This window comes from Methylobacterium cerastii (assembly GCF_022179125.1).
Lineage (GTDB): Bacteria > Pseudomonadota > Alphaproteobacteria > Rhizobiales > Beijerinckiaceae > Methylobacterium > Methylobacterium cerastii.
Genome location: NZ_BPQG01000008.1, coordinates 50,305 through 67,694, shown reverse-complemented (window position 1 = coordinate 67,694; position 17,390 = coordinate 50,305). Strand labels below are relative to the sequence as shown.

At 71.8% G+C, this 17,390-nt stretch carries 15 protein-coding genes and 1 tRNA gene; 9 read left to right on the top strand and 7 right to left on the bottom strand.

Features of this window, described 5'->3' with window-relative positions; all coding sequences use genetic code 11:
- Window positions 1-95: 95 nt before the first annotated feature.
- The 6 genes from MFF13_RS04645 to MFF13_RS04620 form a co-directional block, all read right to left on the bottom strand.
- The gene (locus MFF13_RS04645; RefSeq protein ID WP_238271094.1) at window positions 96-2,432 is read right to left on the bottom strand and encodes a translation initiation factor 2; all 2,337 of its coding nucleotides are present in this window, start codon (window positions 2,430-2,432) and stop codon (window positions 96-98) included.
- Between the two features lie 158 nt (window positions 2,433-2,590).
- On the bottom strand, window positions 2,591-3,298 hold the full coding sequence (locus MFF13_RS04640; protein ID WP_147828019.1) for a uroporphyrinogen-III synthase: 708 nt from the start codon (window positions 3,296-3,298) through the stop codon (window positions 2,591-2,593).
- A gap of 1 nt (window position 3,299) precedes the next feature.
- The gene (locus MFF13_RS04635) at window positions 3,300-4,178 is read right to left on the bottom strand and encodes an aldose 1-epimerase family protein (protein ID WP_238271092.1); all 879 of its coding nucleotides are present in this window, start codon (window positions 4,176-4,178) and stop codon (window positions 3,300-3,302) included.
- Window positions 4,179-4,240: 62 nt separating this feature from the next.
- Window positions 4,241-5,992, bottom strand: a complete 1,752-nt coding sequence (locus tag MFF13_RS04630) for an ABC transporter ATP-binding protein (protein WP_147828021.1) — start codon at window positions 5,990-5,992, stop codon at window positions 4,241-4,243.
- 188 nt (window positions 5,993-6,180) lie between these two features.
- The gene (locus MFF13_RS04625; protein WP_306422411.1) at window positions 6,181-6,480 is read right to left on the bottom strand and encodes a hypothetical protein; all 300 of its coding nucleotides are present in this window, start codon (window positions 6,478-6,480) and stop codon (window positions 6,181-6,183) included.
- Between the two features lie 127 nt (window positions 6,481-6,607).
- Complete coding sequence (locus tag MFF13_RS04620) at window positions 6,608-7,279, bottom strand: DNA-binding protein (RefSeq protein WP_147828022.1); 672 nt, start codon at window positions 7,277-7,279, stop codon at window positions 6,608-6,610.
- Window positions 7,280-7,425: 146 nt separating this feature from the next.
- Between MFF13_RS04620 and MFF13_RS04615 the strand changes: the two genes are divergently transcribed.
- Window positions 7,426-8,091, top strand: coding sequence for a response regulator transcription factor (locus MFF13_RS04615; protein ID WP_238271090.1), 666 nt, complete (start codon window positions 7,426-7,428; stop codon window positions 8,089-8,091).
- Window positions 8,091-9,458: a sensor histidine kinase gene (locus MFF13_RS04610; RefSeq protein WP_147828024.1), complete on the top strand. Its 1,368-nt coding sequence runs from the start codon at window positions 8,091-8,093 to the stop codon at window positions 9,456-9,458. The genes MFF13_RS04615 and MFF13_RS04610 overlap by 1 nt, the downstream gene beginning before the upstream one ends.
- A gap of 73 nt (window positions 9,459-9,531) precedes the next feature.
- Here the strand turns inward: MFF13_RS04610 and MFF13_RS04605 are convergent.
- Window positions 9,532-9,608, bottom strand: a tRNA-Asp gene (locus tag MFF13_RS04605).
- A 359-nt stretch (window positions 9,609-9,967) separates the two neighbouring features.
- On the opposite strand from MFF13_RS04605, the gene MFF13_RS04600 reads away from it, so the two are divergent.
- The 7 genes from MFF13_RS04600 to nuoG are packed head-to-tail and all read left to right on the top strand — an operon-like array spanning window position 9,968 to window position 17,383.
- A complete protein-coding gene (locus MFF13_RS04600; RefSeq protein WP_147728471.1) occupies window positions 9,968-10,333 on the top strand; it encodes an NADH-quinone oxidoreductase subunit A in 366 nt (121 codons plus the stop codon).
- A 39-nt stretch (window positions 10,334-10,372) separates the two neighbouring features.
- Window positions 10,373-10,960 carry a NuoB/complex I 20 kDa subunit family protein gene (locus tag MFF13_RS04595; RefSeq protein ID WP_147728470.1) on the top strand — a complete coding sequence of 196 codons (588 nt, stop codon included), beginning with the start codon at window positions 10,373-10,375 and terminating at the stop codon, window positions 10,958-10,960.
- A gap of 9 nt (window positions 10,961-10,969) precedes the next feature.
- Window positions 10,970-11,617, top strand: a complete 648-nt coding sequence (locus tag MFF13_RS04590) for an NADH-quinone oxidoreductase subunit C (protein ID WP_147751047.1) — start codon at window positions 10,970-10,972, stop codon at window positions 11,615-11,617.
- Window positions 11,618-11,632: 15 nt separating this feature from the next.
- Complete coding sequence (locus tag MFF13_RS04585; protein WP_238271088.1) at window positions 11,633-12,823, top strand: NADH-quinone oxidoreductase subunit D; 1,191 nt, start codon at window positions 11,633-11,635, stop codon at window positions 12,821-12,823.
- Window positions 12,824-12,844: 21 nt separating this feature from the next.
- Window positions 12,845-13,954: an NADH-quinone oxidoreductase subunit NuoE gene (gene nuoE, locus MFF13_RS04580; RefSeq protein WP_147828025.1), complete on the top strand. Its 1,110-nt coding sequence runs from the start codon at window positions 12,845-12,847 to the stop codon at window positions 13,952-13,954.
- A gap of 19 nt (window positions 13,955-13,973) precedes the next feature.
- Window positions 13,974-15,275: an NADH-quinone oxidoreductase subunit NuoF gene (gene nuoF / locus MFF13_RS04575; RefSeq protein WP_147726111.1), complete on the top strand. Its 1,302-nt coding sequence runs from the start codon at window positions 13,974-13,976 to the stop codon at window positions 15,273-15,275.
- Window positions 15,276-15,310: 35 nt separating this feature from the next.
- Entirely contained in the window at window positions 15,311-17,383 is a 2,073-nt protein-coding gene (gene nuoG, locus MFF13_RS04570; RefSeq protein WP_238271086.1) for an NADH-quinone oxidoreductase subunit NuoG, read from the top strand.
- The last annotated feature ends 7 nt before the right edge of the window (window positions 17,384-17,390 follow it).

Genomic DNA, 17,390 nt, shown 5'->3' with positions numbered 1-17,390 from the left:
GGCGGGGGCGTCGGGCGCCCCCGCGGGATGGTGTGTCGCCGCGATCACGACTTGAGACTGATCACGGCTTCGATGCGATCACGGCAAGGAATGCATCAAGGTTTGGCGGCCGGCGCGGTCGTCGGCAGGCCCTTGAAGGCGTCGGAGAGCAGCGCCTGCGCCGCCTGCGCCGCGGCGGCCCGCGCCGTCAGCGTCGCGCCGAAGCCGCCGGCCTGCGCCTTCAGGTCCTGCGGCATCGCCGCGTAGGCCTGCGACGCCTCGAGCAGCGCGCCGCTGTCGAGCGCCGCCTGGACCTTCGCCACCGGATCGGTGTCGGCGGCCTCGGCCGTTTGCGGCGCGTCGACCTTGCGGACCTGCACGATCGAATCCGCGATGCTGAGGAAGCGGCTCTTCAGGTCGCCGTTGGCGGCCACGTCCTTGGAGGCCGCCGCCTTGCGCGCCGCCGCCGCCTTGTCGGCGATCGGCCGGAACTCGGCGGCGAGCTGGTCGGCCGTGGGCGCGCCCTTGTCGGCGAAGGGCGCCAGGGCGTCGATCCGGCTCGCGTCGCCGGTCTCGAGCTTGCGCAGGGTCGCCAGCGGCTCGGCATAGGGCACGCCGGCGTCGAGCGCGGCAGCGATCCGGTCCGCTGTGACGACCTTCAGCGCGGCCTGTACGGTGCTGGCCTCGGCCCGCAGTGCCACCGCCTTGTCGAGGGCCGCGACCTTCTCCGCCTGCTCCTGCAGGCGCCGGTCGAGGGCCTTGGTCGCCGCCTCGGCTGTGCTCCTGCCAGCCTCGGCCGCCTCGCGGCTGGCCTGGGTCGCGGTCTGGACCGCCTCGGTGGCGGCCTTCACTCGGTCGTCGAGGGTCTTCTGCAGGGCGTCGAGGCGCTGGCCGAGCGCCTGGTCGGCCTCGGCGTTCGCCTTGGTGCGCGTCTCGACCTCGCCCTGGAGCGCGGCGAGCTTCGGGGCGAGGTCGGCCGCCGGCGCGCGCGCCGCCTTGTCGGGCGCCTTGTCCTCGAGCGCCTTCACGCGCCCGTCGAGGGCGGCGAGCTGCTTCGGCCCGTCGCCGGCCTGGGTCGCGCCGAGGCGCGCATCCGCCGGCTGGTCGCGGCCCGGCTCCTCCTGCAGGGCGGAGACGCGCTGGTCGAGGCTGTCGAGGCGGGCGGCGATGTCGGAGGGGAGCGCGGCCGGGGCCGGGCTCGCGTCCTGGCCCGCGGCCTGCGTGGCCGGCGCGCCGGCGGCGCGGTCCAGGGCCTGCTTGGCCGTGGCTTCGGCCGCCTTCACCGCGTCGGGCAGCGGCTTCAGCGTCGCCTCGTTGGCGGCGACGCGCTTGTCGAGGGCGGAGACCGCGTCGCGCGGGCTCAAGGACGCCATCCGCTGGTCGAGGCCGGTGAGCTGGCCGGAGATGCGCTGGTTGAGCGCGGTGAGCCGGGCGTCGTCTCCGGCGTTGCCGAGGATGCCGGCGCGTTCCACCGCGAAAAGCAGGCCGGCGCCGATGACGCCGCCGAGCAGGCCCGCGGTCGCCACCGAGCCGAAGCCCGGCCCGCGGGCGGCGGGCACGTCGGCCGGGCCGACGCGCGGCGGGGCGCTGCCGGAGCCGGCGGGCTTGGCGCCGGCCGTCGCGGCACCTGGCTTGCTGTCGGAAGCCTTGTCGTCGGAAGCCTTTTCGGAAGTTTTGCCGTTGGATGCGGCCATGCCGGCAGCGAGGCCCGCTGCGCCGGCCGCCGCCGCCTTGGCGTCGCCGCGCACGTCGCCCTTCGCGTCCGGATTCTTCGCGGCGTCCTCGACGCGCTTGGCCTTCAGGTCGATGATCGGCCCGTCGGTGAGGGCGCCCGTGGGGCGCGGCCCGCCTTGGGCCGGGCCGCCGGCGGATTTCGGCGGCTCGGTGGTCGCACCGGGGCGACCGAACTCGGGCTTGCCGGCGTCCGGCTTGTTCGTCTCGGGCTTGCCCGGCTCCTTTGCAGCGGCCGATCCGGCCGGTACGCCGGAGAGCCCGGGCTTGCCAGGCTCGGTGCCAGGCTTGCCCGTCGGGCTTGCCGCGCTTGCGCCCGGGGCGACCGCGGGCTTGGCCTCGGTCTTCGTCGGATCCGACGCCGCGGACGACGGCTGAGCCGGGCGGCCGGGTTCGATCTTGGGGTTGGCGGAGGTCGGCGGATCGGTCCGGCCAGCCTCGGGCTTCGACGCCGGGGTGGGGGCGGACGAGGACGAAGGCGAGGCGACGGAAGCCGCCGGCTTGCCCGGTTCGAGCTTGCCGGCTTCGAGCTTGCCCGGCTCCGACTTCACGTGGATGCCCGGCGGCAGGGTGTCGGAGGGGCGGCCCTGCGGCGTCGCGGGCGCTCCGGGCTTGCCGGCCTGCGCGGGAGGGGCGTTCGGAGTCGTCGGGCCGTCCTTCGCGGCGCCCGGGGTCGGGGTTCCGGCGTCTGAGCGGTCGGCGTCGTTGGATGGTGGCTTCACGGCCGTTGTCTCTCCCGTCTCGACGTGCCCGGCGCGGCGGTTCTGCCCGGCGCCCCGATCTCAAGCGTTTCCGCGACCCCGCGCCGCCTCGTGCGACACTTCCCTACCATCCCCGGTTCGAACCGGGCGAGACCCGATCCGACGGCATCGCAAGGATGTCAGGACAGGCCCGCGAGGAGGTCGTCCTCGCGCGGTCGCCCAGCGACGAAATGGGCCGCGACCCCGGCTTGGTCCAGGGCTGCCGCCACGTCGTCCGACAGGCAGTAATGCCTCAACGCGCCGAAAGCTCCGCCGTGTCCGGCCGCTTCCGACAATCGATGCGCCACGCGTGCGCTGCGGCGGGAGTAGTGCAGGGCGGCATCGAGCCCGGGCGGCGTCGCGGCCAGCGCGGAAAAGACCGCGTCCGGCAGGTGCGGCACGGCCTCGGCCGCGTAGGCCACGTGCGTCGCGATCGCGTAGCCCGCAGCCGTCAGCGCCGCGGCGGGCTCGGCCTTGCGCTCGGCGCCCGCCAGATGGAGCAGGCGCGCGCCGGCCGCGAGCCTGCCCCGCACCAAGGCGGCGAGCGCGACGGCGTCGCCCGCGCCGACCGCGACCGGTCCGAGCCGCGCCTCGGCGAGCGCCGCCGTACGCGCGCCGACGGCGAAGACCGGGATTCCGCGCAACGCCCCGGCGTCGGTGGTCGCGAGCACCGCGTCGAGGGCGTTCGCGCTGGTGAGGATCAGGCCGTCGAAGGGTCCGTGCGGCAGGGCCGCGCCGGTGGGGCGCACCGCCAGCACCGGCGCCACCAGCGGCCGGTGGCCGAGCGCGGCCAGGCGTTCGCCGGTGCGCGCGGCGCCGGGCTCTGGCCGCGCCACCCAGATCCGCACCTCAACCCTCCAGGTCGAGGCGGATGCCGTGATGCGCCGTGGCGCCCGGCGCCAGCAGGCGCTGCGCGTCCCGCTCGGCGAGTTCGCCCGAGAAGCCGGCCCAGTCGGCATGCCCGGTCCAGGCTTCGAGCGACAGGAACGGCGCCGTCGGCTTCGTCCACACCGCCAGGTGCGGAAAGTCCTCCACCGCCATCCGGATCGCCCGGCCGCCCGGCCCGGTGAAGCGCATCGTGCGGCTCAGCGCATCGCGGAACACCAGCGCCTCGGTGAACAGGGCCGGATCGAGCGGCAGTGTCGTGCCGTCGAGGTGGATCGGGCGCTCCTCGCGCAGCAGCAGGCCGCCGGGGCCGACCTCGGGGACGGCGGCGCGCTCCGCCTGCTCGAATTCCACCGCGTAGCCGCCGTCGGCCGCCCGCGTGCCGCCTGCGAACGGCCAGGGGAAGGCCGGGTGGAAGCCGAGCCCGTAGGGCAGGGCCGTATCGCCCGGATTGTGGACCGCGATCGCGAAGTCGAGCCCGGCCGGGCGCACCCGGGCGGTGACGTCGAGGCGGAACCGGAAGGGATAATGCGCCAGCGTCTCGGACGTCTCGGTCAGGCGCAGGGTGACGGCGTCGTCGGCCCGCTCCACCACCGCGAAGGGCAGGTCGCGGGCGAAGCCGTGCTGCGCCATCGGGTAGGTCCGGCCCTCGACCCGCACCACCCCGCCGGCCGAGGCGCCTACCACCGGGAAGAGCCAGGGCGCGTGCCGGTTCCAGTGCTCGGGATTGCCGTTCCAGAGATATTCGGTGCCGCCCACCCGCCACGACACCGGCTCGGCGCCGGCGAGCGCCAAGGCCGCTTCGGTGCCGTCGGCGGCTTTCAGGTGGATCGTGTCGGACATGGATGTGATCTCCGAGGTCGTGGCTATGTCACCCTGGCGGAAATGGCCTTCCAGCACGCGGATCACGCCGCCGCCCCGAGGTGCTGGGTCACCGCATGAAGCGGGCCGGAGGCGACGAGGCGGCCGTCCTCCAACACGTGGACCGTGTCGGCGGCCTCCAGGCTGGTGAGGCGGTGGGCGATCATGATCAGCGTGCGCTGGCCGGCCAGCGCGTTCAGCGCGGCCATCACCGCGCCCTCGGTCTCGCCGTCCAGCGCCGAGGTCGCCTCGTCGAACACGATCACGTCGGGGTCGTGGTAGAGCGCCCGGGCGATGCCGATGCGCTGGCGCTGCCCGCCGGAGAGGCGCGCGCCGCGCTCGCCGACGCGGGCGTCGTAGCCCTCGGGCAGGGCCGCGACGAAGTCGTGCGCGCCGGCCAGCCGCGCCGCGCGCTCCGCCGCCGCGCGGTCCACCGGCTCGAGGCCCAGCGCGATGTTCTCGGCCACCGTCCCGTCCACGAGAAAGACGTCCTGCGGCACGTAGCCGATCCGGTTCTGCCAGGCGGGCAGGGTGTCCGCGTCGAGGGGCGTGCCGTCGACGGTGATGCGGCCCGCATCCGGTGTCAGGATGCCGAGGACGAGGCCGACGAGGGTCGACTTGCCCGATCCGGTGCGCCCGACGAGGCCGACGGTGGTGTTGGCCCGGATCGTCAGGCTCACCTCGGCCAGCGCCGGCCGGCCGGGCGCGTAGGCGAAGCCGACGCCCTCCAGGCGGATCGCGTCGCAGAACGGCAGCCGGGCGAGAGTCCGCGGCGGGCTCTCGGTCTCGCCGGCGAGGTCGTCGACGATGACGCGCACCGCCGGCAGGTAGAAGCGCAGCAGCGCCAGCGAGTTGAAGATGTTCTGGAAGGCCGGCAGCATCCGGTATCCGGCGAAGGCGAACAGCCCGAGCAGCGGCAGGATGCCGGCGGTGTCGAGCCCCTGGGCCAGCGCGAACAGAACCACCACGATGACGCCGCCGAAGGCCAGCGCCTCGATGACGAAGCGCGGCATCTGCCCGGTCAGCAGACTCTCGGCGGTGGCCTTCGCGTAGGCGCGGGCGGGGGTGTCGAACTTGCCGGCGAAGGTCTCCGCCCGGCCGTAGAGCTTGAGTTCGGTGAGCGCGCCCAGCGTCTCCTGCACCACGCGGTAGCGCTGCGCGTTGTCGCCGACCGAGCGCGCGCCGAGCGAGGCGAGGCGCGCACGCATCACCAGGTAGATGCCGACGTAGAGCCCGCCGAAGCCGCCGCCGAGGATCAGCGCGAGGCGCGGCGCGTAGACCAGCAGGAAGGCGATGACGGCGAGCGCCGAGATCGCGCGGGACGCGATGACGGTCGCCGGCGTCAGCACGCCGATGACCAGCCGGTCGGTCTCCGAAAGCACGTTCTTGGCGAGCTCCGCGCTGTTCCCCTGCGTGAAGAACAAGCGTTCACGCGCGAGGTAGCGGAACAGCAGACGCCGGGCGAAGCCGTAGCCGGTGAGATGCGTGAACAGGAGCTGGGCGTAGGTCAGCGCGGCGTTGACCACGGCGGTGACGAGGATCGCGAGCAGCGCCGCCAGACCCGCGGCGATGAGGAAGCTGCGGTCGTCGGCCAGCCCCAGCGTATCGCGGATGTGGGCGAGGTAGGGCAGGCGGGTGGCGGCCGCGGGATCGCCGACAAGCGTAAGGAACGGGATCACCGAGGCGACGCCGACCACTTCGAGCAGGCCCGCGCCGGTGAGGCCGAGTGCGATCAGCGCCAACCGCCGCCGGTCGCGCGCCCGCATGGCGCGGACGAGGTCGATCAGCGCGCGCAAGGGTGCGTCCTCGGGATCGGCACAACACAACGCTCTTTTCCCCCCCTGCGGGGGAGGGAGGGAAGGGCGCCCGGCGCGGATCTCTCTGTGAAGCGCTCTCTCATGTGGGCCGAGCGCATAGAGGCCCGGCGCCATGCTGTCCACGCGGGCGGGCGCGGCCGCGAAGCCCTGCCCGCCCCGTCAGGCCTTCAGTCGACTTGCTTCAGCGAGCCGAGGTCCACGTCGCCGTTCTGGCTGGTGAAGGTCAGAGACTTGCTGCCGCCGTCCTGCTGCGAGACGCCGCCGATCTTGTGGTCGCCGCTGTCGTAGGTGGTGGTCTTGCCGTCCTGCTCGATCAGCAGGCGGTGCTTCTCGGGGAAGAAGGCGTACTTCATCCCGTTCTGCGACCCGCTGGTCGAGGGCTTGCCGAGGTCCTCCGGCCACCAGGGCTCCATGCCCTTCATCGGCTTCATCGGTTCCATCGGCTTCATCGGTTCCATCGGCTTCATGGGCTCCATCCGGGGCAGGCTCCTTCGTGGTCTGTCTCTCGCCATGACGCGGCAGGCCGGGATCGGTTGCATCGCACCCCACCGATCCAGGCGAGGATCGTGCCGCGCCGACCCCGGGGGCGTCGGCTCAGAACGCCCGCATCTCGCGGATCTGGCCGTCGAAGCCGACGTGCAGCGCGCGCTCGCGCCCGTCCTGGCCCTTGGCGGCGACCTCGAGGTGGCGCGGGCCGCGGCCGGTGACGCGCACGTCCGAGTAGCCGGCCGCCTGCACCGAGGCGGTCAGCGCCGGCACGTCGGGGTTGGCCCCGAGCCCGACTTTGTCCTTCGCCCAGTCGAGGGTGCCGGGGGGCTGGCCGCCGGCCGGGCCGAGCAGCACCCGGTTGCCGTCGCCGTGGGTCAGCACCGCCGCGTGCAGGAACCCGTTCTCGAAGCGCCCCTGCACGGTGACGGTCTCGCCCTTGGCGACCAGCGTGCCGCCTTCGCCCCGGCGCCCAGTCTCGACCAGCGCCCGCCCGGTGCCGTCCTGCAGCACGAACTTGTTGCCGAAGATCTCGGCGACCTCGCCCTTGGCGGCGATGCCGCCCGACGGCACCAGGGCGGAGATCGCCACCGGGGCGATGGGCGTGGTCGAAGGGGCGCCGTTCTGCGCCAGGGAGAGGCCGACGGCGCCCAGCGCCAGCGGCGCGGCGATGGCGCCGACGACGAGGGTGCGGCGGGGCAGGCGGCGGACTGGCGGCTTCGAAGCGGCAGCCTGGGGGATTTCGGTGGCGGTGCCGTCGATGACCTGTTCGTTGCTCATGATGATCGTGTCCTGTTCGGGTGGGCCCTTTCGGGTTGACGGCGTTCTAGGAGAGGGCCGCCAATCCACCCTGAACCGCGCGGTTCAGCTCCGGTTAAACCGGCCGGCCTAACCCCGGCGCCCGTCCCCGAGAGGTTCGAAGATCCATGAAGGTCCTGCTGGTCGAGGACGATGCGGCGCTCGGCGCCGAGATCGCGAAGGCGCTGCGCGCGGAAAACTTCGCCCTCGACCACGCGCGCGACGGCGAGGACGCGCAGCATCTGGGCGAGACCGAGGATTACGACGCGGTGGTGCTCGACCTCGGCCTGCCCAAGTGCGACGGCGTCTCGGTGCTGCAGGCCTGGCGTGCGGGCGGACGCACCCTCCCGGTCCTGATCCTCACAGCGCGTGACGGCTGGAGCGACAAGGTCGCGGGCTTCAAGGCCGGCGCCGACGACTACCTGGTCAAGCCGTTCCGCACCGAAGAGCTGGTGATCCGCCTGCGGGCGCTGGTGCGGCGCTCCCAGGCCAGCGGCGCGAGCCGGCTCGTGTGCGGGCCGTTGAGCTTCGATCCCGGCCTCGGTGCCTTCGAGCGCGACGGGCTGCCCCTGAAGCTCACCGGCCTCGAATGGCGGGTGCTCTCCTGCCTGATGCTGCGCAAGGACGCGGTGGTGCCCCGCTCGCAGCTGATCGAGCGGGTCTACGACGGCGACGCCGACGTCGATTCGAACTCGGTCGAGGTCATCATCACGCGCCTGCGCCGCAAGATCGCGCCGGCGCAGATCGAGGCGGTGCGCGGCCACGGCTGGCGCCTGCACGCGGACGCCGCCTGATGGCCCGCGCATCCGCCGCCGACGGCGCAGGCCCCACCGGTTCCCTCGCGCGCCGCCTCCTCGCGGTAGCCCTCGTTTTCATCACCGTCGCGCTCGTGGTCGCGGGCGTCGCGATCGGCTTCATCCTCCATCGGTTCGTCCGCGGGCAGATCGACGGACGGCTCGATGCGCAGATCGTGGCGATCCGTTCCGGGCTTGAGCAGGGGCCGGACGGTCCGCGCCTGTCCCGCGACTTCGACGCGCCGCCCTTCGACCGCGAGGGCTCGGGCTGGGCCTGGCAGGTGCGGCGCGGCGGGACGCTGCTGCGCTCCGCCTCGCTCGGACGCGAGGCGCTGCCCGTGCCGGCGGCCCCCCGTCCCGACGAGGGCTCGGACCGGCCGCAGCCCGCCGACGCGACCGACGCGCACGGGCGCGGCCTCGTCCTGCGAGTCCTGACGCTGCCCGCCGAGGACGGGGCCGCGCCGACGACCATCGCCGCCTCGGCGCCCGCGGCGGCGTTGCGCGGGCCGCTGCGCGAGGCCCTGACCACGCTGGCGCTGGCGCTCGCGGTGCTCGGCCTCTGCCTCGTCGGCGGGGTGCTGGCGCAGGTGCGCCTGGGCCTCGCGCCGCTGCAGCGCCTGCGCGCGGACCTCGCCGACGTCCGCGCCGGGCGGCGCGAGCGGGTGCCGGTCGCGCAGCCGGCCGAAATCCGGCCGCTGGTCGCCGAACTGAACGGGCTCCTCGACCAGAACGCCGCCAACCTCGCGCGTGCGCGCACGCATGTCTCGAACCTCGCCCACGGCCTCAAGACGCCGCTCGCCACCCTGACCCTGGCGCTCGCCGACCCAGGGCGCGATGCCGACGGCACCTTGCGCGGCCTCGTCGGGTCGATGGACCGGCAGGTCCGCCATCACCTGCGCCGCGCCCGCGCGGCGGCGCTCGAAGGCACGGCCCGTGGGCGGATCGGCTTGGCGAGCCCTATCCAGGATCTCGCCGCGACCCTCGGCCGCCTGCATGCCGCCAAGGGCGTGCGCGTCCGAACGGAGATCGCCGAAGGGCTGACTGTCAGCTGCGAGGCGCAGGACCTCGACGAGATGCTCGGGAACCTGATGGACAACGCCTGCCAATGGTGCCGCGGCGAGGTCCGGGTCTCGGCGGCGATGCAGGACGGCGCGGTGGCGATTGGCGTCGAGGACGACGGGATGGGCCTCGATCCGACGGCGGCGACCTCGGTCCTGCGGCGCGGGCAGCGCCTCGACGAGACCGTGCCGGGCAACGGATTCGGCCTGTCGATCACCCTGGAGCTGGCCGAACTCTACGGCGGCGGCCTGACCCTCGACCGGTCCGACCTCGGCGGTCTGCGCGCGACCCTCGTCCTGCCGGGCTGAGGGCCCAACGCAAGAAGCCCTCGACGGCGTCGGGCCGGAGGGCTGGTTCGACTAATGTGATCGGGAAGGTACGTGGCGCGGGCGACGGGACTCGAACCCGCGACCTCCGGCGTGACAGGCCGGCACTCTAACCAACTGAGCTACGCCCGCACGGCGTATCCGCTCGACAGCCCGGTGGGCCTCGGCGACGAGCGGGGGTTTAGGTGGGGGGGCAGGGAGTGTCAAGCGTGACCTTGCCACGCGAGACGCGATTGTCCGCAGACCCCGATTCTCCGGTCGCCGAACCGGATCTGTCTATTGGGGGGCTGCGCCGATCTGCCGTGTTGGCGAAGACCTGACATCGCGCCACCTCTCTGTCTCAGGCCGCGATTGTGCGACGCGCAAACGGCTTGTTTCACCGGGTCGGCTCGACTAAGCCTCGGCCCGCGCGCACTCTGGCATTGGAGCAATTCCATATCGCCGTTCGGTGAAGTTCAGGGCGGCGCGGTCCAGCGCGTGAGAGGTGTCGCATGACCGGTCTCCTGGCGGATTACCTGCCGCTCATCGTGTTCCTCGGCGTGTCGCTGTTCATCGCGGCGGCTCTTCTGGTGGCCCCGTTCCTGGTGGCCTATTCGAGCCCGGACCCGGAGAAGCTCTCGGCCTACGAGTGCGGCTTCAACGCCTTCGACGACGCCCGCATGAAGTTCGACGTGCGGTTCTACCTCGTCGCCATCTTGTTCATCATCTTCGACCTCGAAGTCGCCTTCCTGTTCCCCTGGGCCATCACGTTCGGGGATCTCGGCTGGTTCGGCATGTGGTCGATGATGGCCTTCCTCGGGGTCCTCACCGTCGGCTTCGTCTACGAGTGGCGCAAGGGCGCCCTCGAATGGGACTAGTCCGCGTCGTCGCCCCGCCCGCCCGCTCCTGAGGCATCCATGGCCTTCACCCCCGAACTGTCCCGCGCCCCGGCGATCGCGCCGCAGGCCAAGGGGCTCGTCGATCCGAACACCGGCCGCCCGATCGGTGCCGACGACCCGACCTTCCTGACGATCAGCGCGGAACTCGCCGACCGCGGCTTCCTGATCACCTCCACCGACGACCTGATCAACTGGGCCCGCACCGGCTCGCTGATGTGGATGACGTTCGGGCTCGCCTGCTGCGCGGTCGAGATGATGCAGATGTCGATGCCGCGATACGATTGCGAGCGCTTCGGCTTCGCCCCGCGCGGCTCGCCCCGCCAGTCCGACGTGATGATCGTCGCGGGCACGCTGACCAACAAGATGGCCCCGGCTTTGCGCAAGGTCTACGACCAGATGCCGGAGCCGCGCTACGTGATCTCGATGGGCTCCTGCGCCAACGGCGGCGGCTACTACCACTACTCGTATTCGGTGGTCCGCGGCTGCGACCGGGTCGTGCCGGTGGACATCTACGTGCCGGGCTGCCCGCCGACGGCCGAAGCGCTGCTCTACGGCGTGCTGCTGCTGCAGAAGAAGATCCGCCGTACCGGCACGATCGAGCGCTGAGGGCAGGCGATGACCAACGGCATCTCGATCCTCGCCCACACCCAGCCCGTCTCCGGCGACGCGGCTCTGCAGGCGCTGTCGGACCACGTGGCCGGGGCGCTCGGCCCGGCGGTGGTCGAGCGCACCATCGCGCTCGGCGAGCTGACGCTGGTGGTCCAGGCCTCGGACATCGTGTTCGCGCTGACGTTCCTGCGCGACGACCCGGCCTGCGCCTTCCGGAACTTCATCGACATCTGCGGCGCCGACTACCCGAGCCGCGCGCAGCGCTTCGACGTGGTCTACCACCTGCTCAGCCTGCGCCACAATTCCCGCATCCGGTTGAAGGTGCGCACCGACGAGGTCACGCCGGTCCCCTCCGTGATCGAGGTGTTCCCGGCGGCCAACTGGTACGAGCGCGAGACCTACGACCTCTACGGCATCCTGTTCTCGGGCCACCCGGACCTACGCCGGCTGCTCACCGATTACGGCTTCGAGGGCCACCCCCTGCGCAAGGACTTCCCGCTCACCGGCTTCGTCGAGGTCCGCTACGACCAGGACGAGGCGCGCGTGGTCTACGAGCCGGTGAAGCTGACGCAGGAATTCCGGAACTTCGACTTCCTCTCGCCGTGGGAGGGCACCGAATACGTGCTTCCGGGCGACGAGAAGAAGACGGCTTGAGGCGGAGGGCTCACCATGACCGAGCATAATATCCGCAACTTCGCGATCAACTTCGGGCCGCAGCATCCGGCGGCGCACGGCGTGCTGCGCCTGGTGCTGGAGCTCGACGGCGAGGTGGTCGAGCGCGTCGACCCGCATATCGGCCTGCTCCACCGCGGCACCGAGAAGCTGATCGAGTACAAGACCTACCTTCAGGCCACGCCGTACTTCGACCGGCTCGACTACGTCTCGCCGATGAACCAGGAGCACGCCTTCTGCCTGGCGATCGAGAAGCTCGCCGGCATCGAGGTGCCGCGGCGCGCGCAGCTCATCCGCACCCTGTTCTGCGAGATCGGCCGCCTGCTCTCGCACCTGCTCAACGTCACGACGCAGGCGATGGACGTCGGCGCCCTCACGCCCCCGCTCTGGGGCTTCGAGGAGCGCGAGAAGCTGATGATCTTCTACGAGCGGGCCTCGGGCGCCCGGCTCCACGCCAACTACTTCCGCCCCGGCGGCGTCCACCAGGACCTGCCGCCCGCGCTGATCGACGACATCGAGGCGTTCTGCGACCCGTTCCTGCAGGTGGTCCAGGACCTCGATGACCTCGTCATGTCCAACCGCATCTTCAAGCAGCGCAACGTCGACATCGGCATCGTCTCGGTGGACGAGGCGATGGCCTGGGGCTTCTCCGGCCCGATGGTGCGCGGCTCGGGCATCCCGTGGGACCTTCGCAAGTCGCAGCCCTACGAGTGCTACGAGGAGATGGAGTTCGACATCCCCGTGGGGAAGAACGGCGACACCTACGATCGCCAGGTGATCCGCATGGAGGAGATGCGGGAATCCGTGAAGATCATGCGGCAATGCTGCGTCAAGCTGCGCGAGCCGGCGGGCCTGGGCCCGATCGCCTCGATCGACGGCAAGTTCGCGCCGCCGCCGCGCCGGAAGATGAAGCGCTCGATGGAAGCGCTCATCCACCACTTCAAGCTCTACACCGAAGGCTTCCACGTGCCCGAGGGGGAGGTCTACGCGGCCGTCGAGGCGCCCAAGGGCGAGTTCGGCGTCTACCTCGTCTCCGACGGCACCAACAAGCCGTATCGCTGCAAGATTCGCGCTCCGGGATTCGCTCACCTTCAGGCGATGGACTGGATGTGCCGCGGCCACCTGCTCGCCGACGTGTCCTGCGTGCTCGGCACGCTCGACATCGTCTTCGGCGAGGTGGACCGTTGAGCTGGAAGGGCCAGAACTGAGATGTCGAACCGCAGGCTCGCCCCCGCTTCCGAGCAGCCCGAGAGCTTCGCGTTCACGCAAGAGAACGCCGCCTGGGCCAAGGGGCAGATCGAGAAGTACCCGGAGGGCCGCCAGGCCTCGGCCGTGATCCCGCTGCTGTGGAAGGCGCAGGAGCAGAACGGCGGCTGGCTGCCGCGCCGCGCGATCGAGGCGGTGGCCGACGAGCTCGGCATGCCGCACATCCGCGTGCTCGAAGTGGCGACCTTCTACACGATGTTCGCCCTGGAGCCCGTGGGCCGGTTCTGGATCCAGCTCTGCGGCACGGTGCCGTGCGATTCCTGCGGCGCGCGCGAGCTGAAGGGCATGCTGCAGGCCCGCCTCGGGCCGGCCGGCCACGTCTCGGCCGACGGCAACTTCTCCTGGCTCGAAGTCGAGTGCCTGGGCGCCTGCTGCAACGCGCCGATGGTGCAGATCAACCAGGACTACTACGAGGACCTGACGCCCGAGAGCCTCGGCACGCTGATGGACGACCTCGCCGCCGGCCGTCCGGTCAATGTCGGCTCGCAGACCGGCCGCGTCTCGTCGGAGCCGCAGGGCGGGGCTGCGACGCTGAGCGACCCGACGCTGTTCGACGGCTCGCGCGTCGGCGCCTGGCGCCAGCGCTTCGAGGACAAGAACAAGGCGGAGGGCGACGAGGCCCGGGCCAAGGACGAGGCCGCCTCGACCGAGGCCCGCGCCGCGACCGAGCCCAAGATCGCCAAGCCCGATGCAGGCCGCCCCGTCGAGCGGCCCGTCTCCGACGCCCCGGCGCAGCGTGCGGCGGGCGGCGACGCGCCGATCAAGGCCGACGACCACGCCGACGCGGCCGAGCGCGGCCGCTCCATCGCCAAGCACGGCAGCGCCCGCCCGGGCGACGCCGACGTGCTGGATTCGCCGGCCAAGCGCGTGGCGGAGGGCGAGCCCGCGGGCGCAGAGGCGGGGGCGCAGTCGGACCTGCCGCGCGATGCGGTGCCGCCGCAGCCGGAGGCGTCCGGCGCGAGCGAGAACGCGCCCGCCGCGAAGCCGTCCGAGCCTTCGACGAAACCGGCAGAGCCTTCGGCGAAGCCGGCGAAGTCGGATCCGGCCACCTGAGACACGGAAAGCCAAAGCCATGCTGGCCGATCAGGATCGCATCTTCACCAACCTCTACGGGTTGCACTCGCCCGGCCTCGAGGCCGCGCAAAAGCGCGGCGCGTGGGACGGCACCAAATTCCTCCTCGAGATGGGCCGTGACTGGATCATCGACGAGATGAAGGCCTCGGGTCTGCGCGGCCGCGGCGGCGCCGGCTTCCCGACCGGCCTCAAGTGGTCGTTCATGCCCAAGAAGTCGGACGGGCGGCCGCACTACCTCGTGGTCAACGCCGACGAGTCCGAGCCCGGCACCTGCAAGGACCGGGAGATCATGCGGCACGATCCGCACCTGCTGATCGAAGGCTGCATGCTGGCCTCCTTCGCGATGGCGGCGCATGCCTGCTACATCTACATCCGAGGCGAATACGTCGCCGAAAAGCACGCGCTGCAGCGGGCGGTGGACGAAGCCTACGCGGCCCGGCTCGTCGGCCAGGACAACGTCCACGGCTACCCGTTCGACATCTACGTCCACCACGGCGCAGGCGCCTACATCTGCGGCGAGGAGACGGCGCTGCTCGAATCCCTCGAGGGCAAGAAGGGGATGCCGCGGCTCAAGCCGCCGTTCCCGGCCAACATGGGCCTCTACGGCTGCCCGACGACGGTGAACAACGTCGAGTCGATCGCGGTCGCCGGCACGATCCTGCGCCGCGGCGGCGCGTGGTTCGCAGGCCTCGGCGGCAAGAACAACACCGGCACCAAGCTGTTCTGCGTCTCCGGCCACGTCAACAAGCCGTGCAACGTCGAGGAGGAGCTAGGCATCACCTTCCGCGAGCTCGTCGACAAGCATTGCGGCGGCATGCGCGGCGGCTGGGACAACCTGCTCTGCTCGATCCCCGGCGGCTCCTCGGTGCCGCTGGTGCCGGCCGAGCAGATCATCGACGCCAAGATGGACTTCGACACCCTGCGCAACCTCGGCTCCGGCCTGGGCACCGCGGCTGTGATCGTGCTCGACCGCTCGACCGACATCGTCCAGGCGATCGCCCGCATAGCGTATTTCTACAAGCACGAGTCCTGCGGCCAGTGCACGCCCTGCCGCGAGGGCACCGGCTGGATGTGGCGGGTGATGCTGCGGATGGCGGAAGGGCGCGCGCAGAAGCGCGAGATCGACATGCTGCTCGACGTCACCAAGCAGATCGAGGGCCACACGATCTGCGCGCTCGGCGACGCGGCGGCCTGGCCGATCCAAGGCCTCATCCGCCACTTCCGCCCCGAGATCGAGAAGCGCATCGACCGCTACAGCGCCAACCCGCATTCCGATGCGGTGCCGATGGCCGCCGAGTGACCGCCTTTGCCGACGCTCAGTCCTGAGATGAACGCATGACCAAAATCCTCGTCGACGGCATCGAGGTCGATGTTCCCGCCGAATACACCCTGCTGCAGGCCTGCGAGATGGCCGGCGCGGAAATCCCGCGCTTCTGCTTCCATGAGCGGCTGTCGATCGCCGGCAATTGCCGGATGTGCCTGGTCGAGCTGAAGGGTGCGCCCAAGCCCGTGGCCTCCTGTGCCTACGCGGTGAAGGATTGCCGCCCCGGCCCGAACGGCGAGCCGCCCGAGGTGCTGACGCGCTCCGGCCAGACGAAGAAGGCGCGCGAGGGGGTGATGGAGTTCCTCCTCATCAACCACCCGCTCGATTGCCCGATCTGCGACCAGGGCGGCCATTGCGACCTGCAGGACCAGGCGATGGCCTACGGCGTCGACTCGACCCGCTACGGCGAGAACAAGCGCGCGGTCGAGGAAAAGTACATCGGCCCGCTGGTGCGGACGGCGATGAACCGCTGCATCCACTGCACGCGCTGCGTGCGCTTCCTCGCCGAGGTCGCCGGCGTGCCGGACCTCGGCGCGATCGGCCGCGGCGAGGACATGGAGATCACGAGCTATCTCGAGCAGGCGATGGGCTCGGAGCTTCAGGGCAACGTCGCCGACCTCTGCCCCGTGGGCGCCCTCGTGCCCAAGCCTCAGAGCTACAACATCCGCCCCTGGGAGCTGTCGAAGACCGAATCGGTCGACGTGATGGATGCGGTCGGCTCGGCGATCCGCGTCGACGCCCGCGGCCGCGAGGTCATGCAGATCGAGCCGCGGGTCAACGAGGACATCAACGAGGAGTGGATCTCCGACAAGACCCGCCATCCCGTGGACGGCCTACGCGTCCAGCGCCTCGACCGGCCGTACCTGCGCGAGAACGGCCGCCTGCGCCCCGCCTCCTGGGGTGAGGCCTTCGCCGCGATCGCCGCCAAGGTGAAGGGCGCCGACCCCAAGCGCGTCGGCGCTCTGGTCGGGGATCTGGCCGGCGTCGAGGAGATCTTCGCGCTGAAAGGTCTGATGACCGCGCTCGGCGTGGCCAACCTTGATTGCCGCCAGGGCGGCGAAAGGCTCGATCCGGCCTGGGGCCGGGCGTCCTACGTCTTCAACCCGACCATCCCCGGCATCGAGGCGGCGGACGCGATCCTGCTCGTCGGCGCCAACCCGCGGACCGAGGCGTCGCTCCTCAACGTCCGCATCCGCAAGCGCTGGCGGATGGGGCCGCTCGCGGTCGGCCTGATCGGCGAGGACACCGACCTCACCTATCCCCACACCTATCTCGGCGCCGGCACCGACACCCTGGCGGCCCTGGCCAAGGGCGAGCACAGCTTCCTCGAGATCCTGAAGGGCGCCGAGCGCCCGCTGGTGATCGTCGGCGGTGCGGCGCTCGCCGACCCGGCCGTGATCGCCGCGGCCGCGGCGCTCGCCAAGGACGTCGGCGCCGTCACGGCGGAATGGAACGGGTTCGGCGTGCTGCACACGGCCGCCGCCCGGGTCGGCGCGCTCGACCTCGGCTTCGTGCCGGGGGTGGGCGGCCTCGACTTCTTCGGCATGATCGCGCCGGGCGCCCTCGACGTCGTGTTCAACCTCGGCGCCGACGAATGCACGGTCGGGGCCGGCGCCTTCGTGATCTACCAGGGCACCCATGGCGACCGCGGCGCCTCGCGCGCCGACGTGGTGCTGCCCGGCGCCGCCTACACCGAGAAGAGCGCGACCTACGTCAACCTGGAGGGCCGGGTGCAGCAGGCCAACCGCGCCGGCTTCCCGCCGGGCGACGCCCGCGAGGACTGGGCGATCCTGCGCGCGCTCTCCGACGTGCTCGGCCACCGCCTGCCCTACGATTCGCTGGTGGCCCTGCGCCGTGCGCTCTACGCCGAACACCCGCACCTGGCCGCCATCGGCAGCGTCGAGCCGGGCGACACGGTGGCGGCGGTCGATCGTTTGGCCGGCCTCGGCGGCACGATGGCCAAGGCCGCCTTCGCCTCGCCGGTGCTCGACTTCTACCTCACCAATCCGATCGCGCGCGCCTCGCGCGTGCTCGCCGAATGTTCGAGCCTCGCCCGCGGGCGCGCCCTCGAAGCCGCCGAGTAAGGGTCCG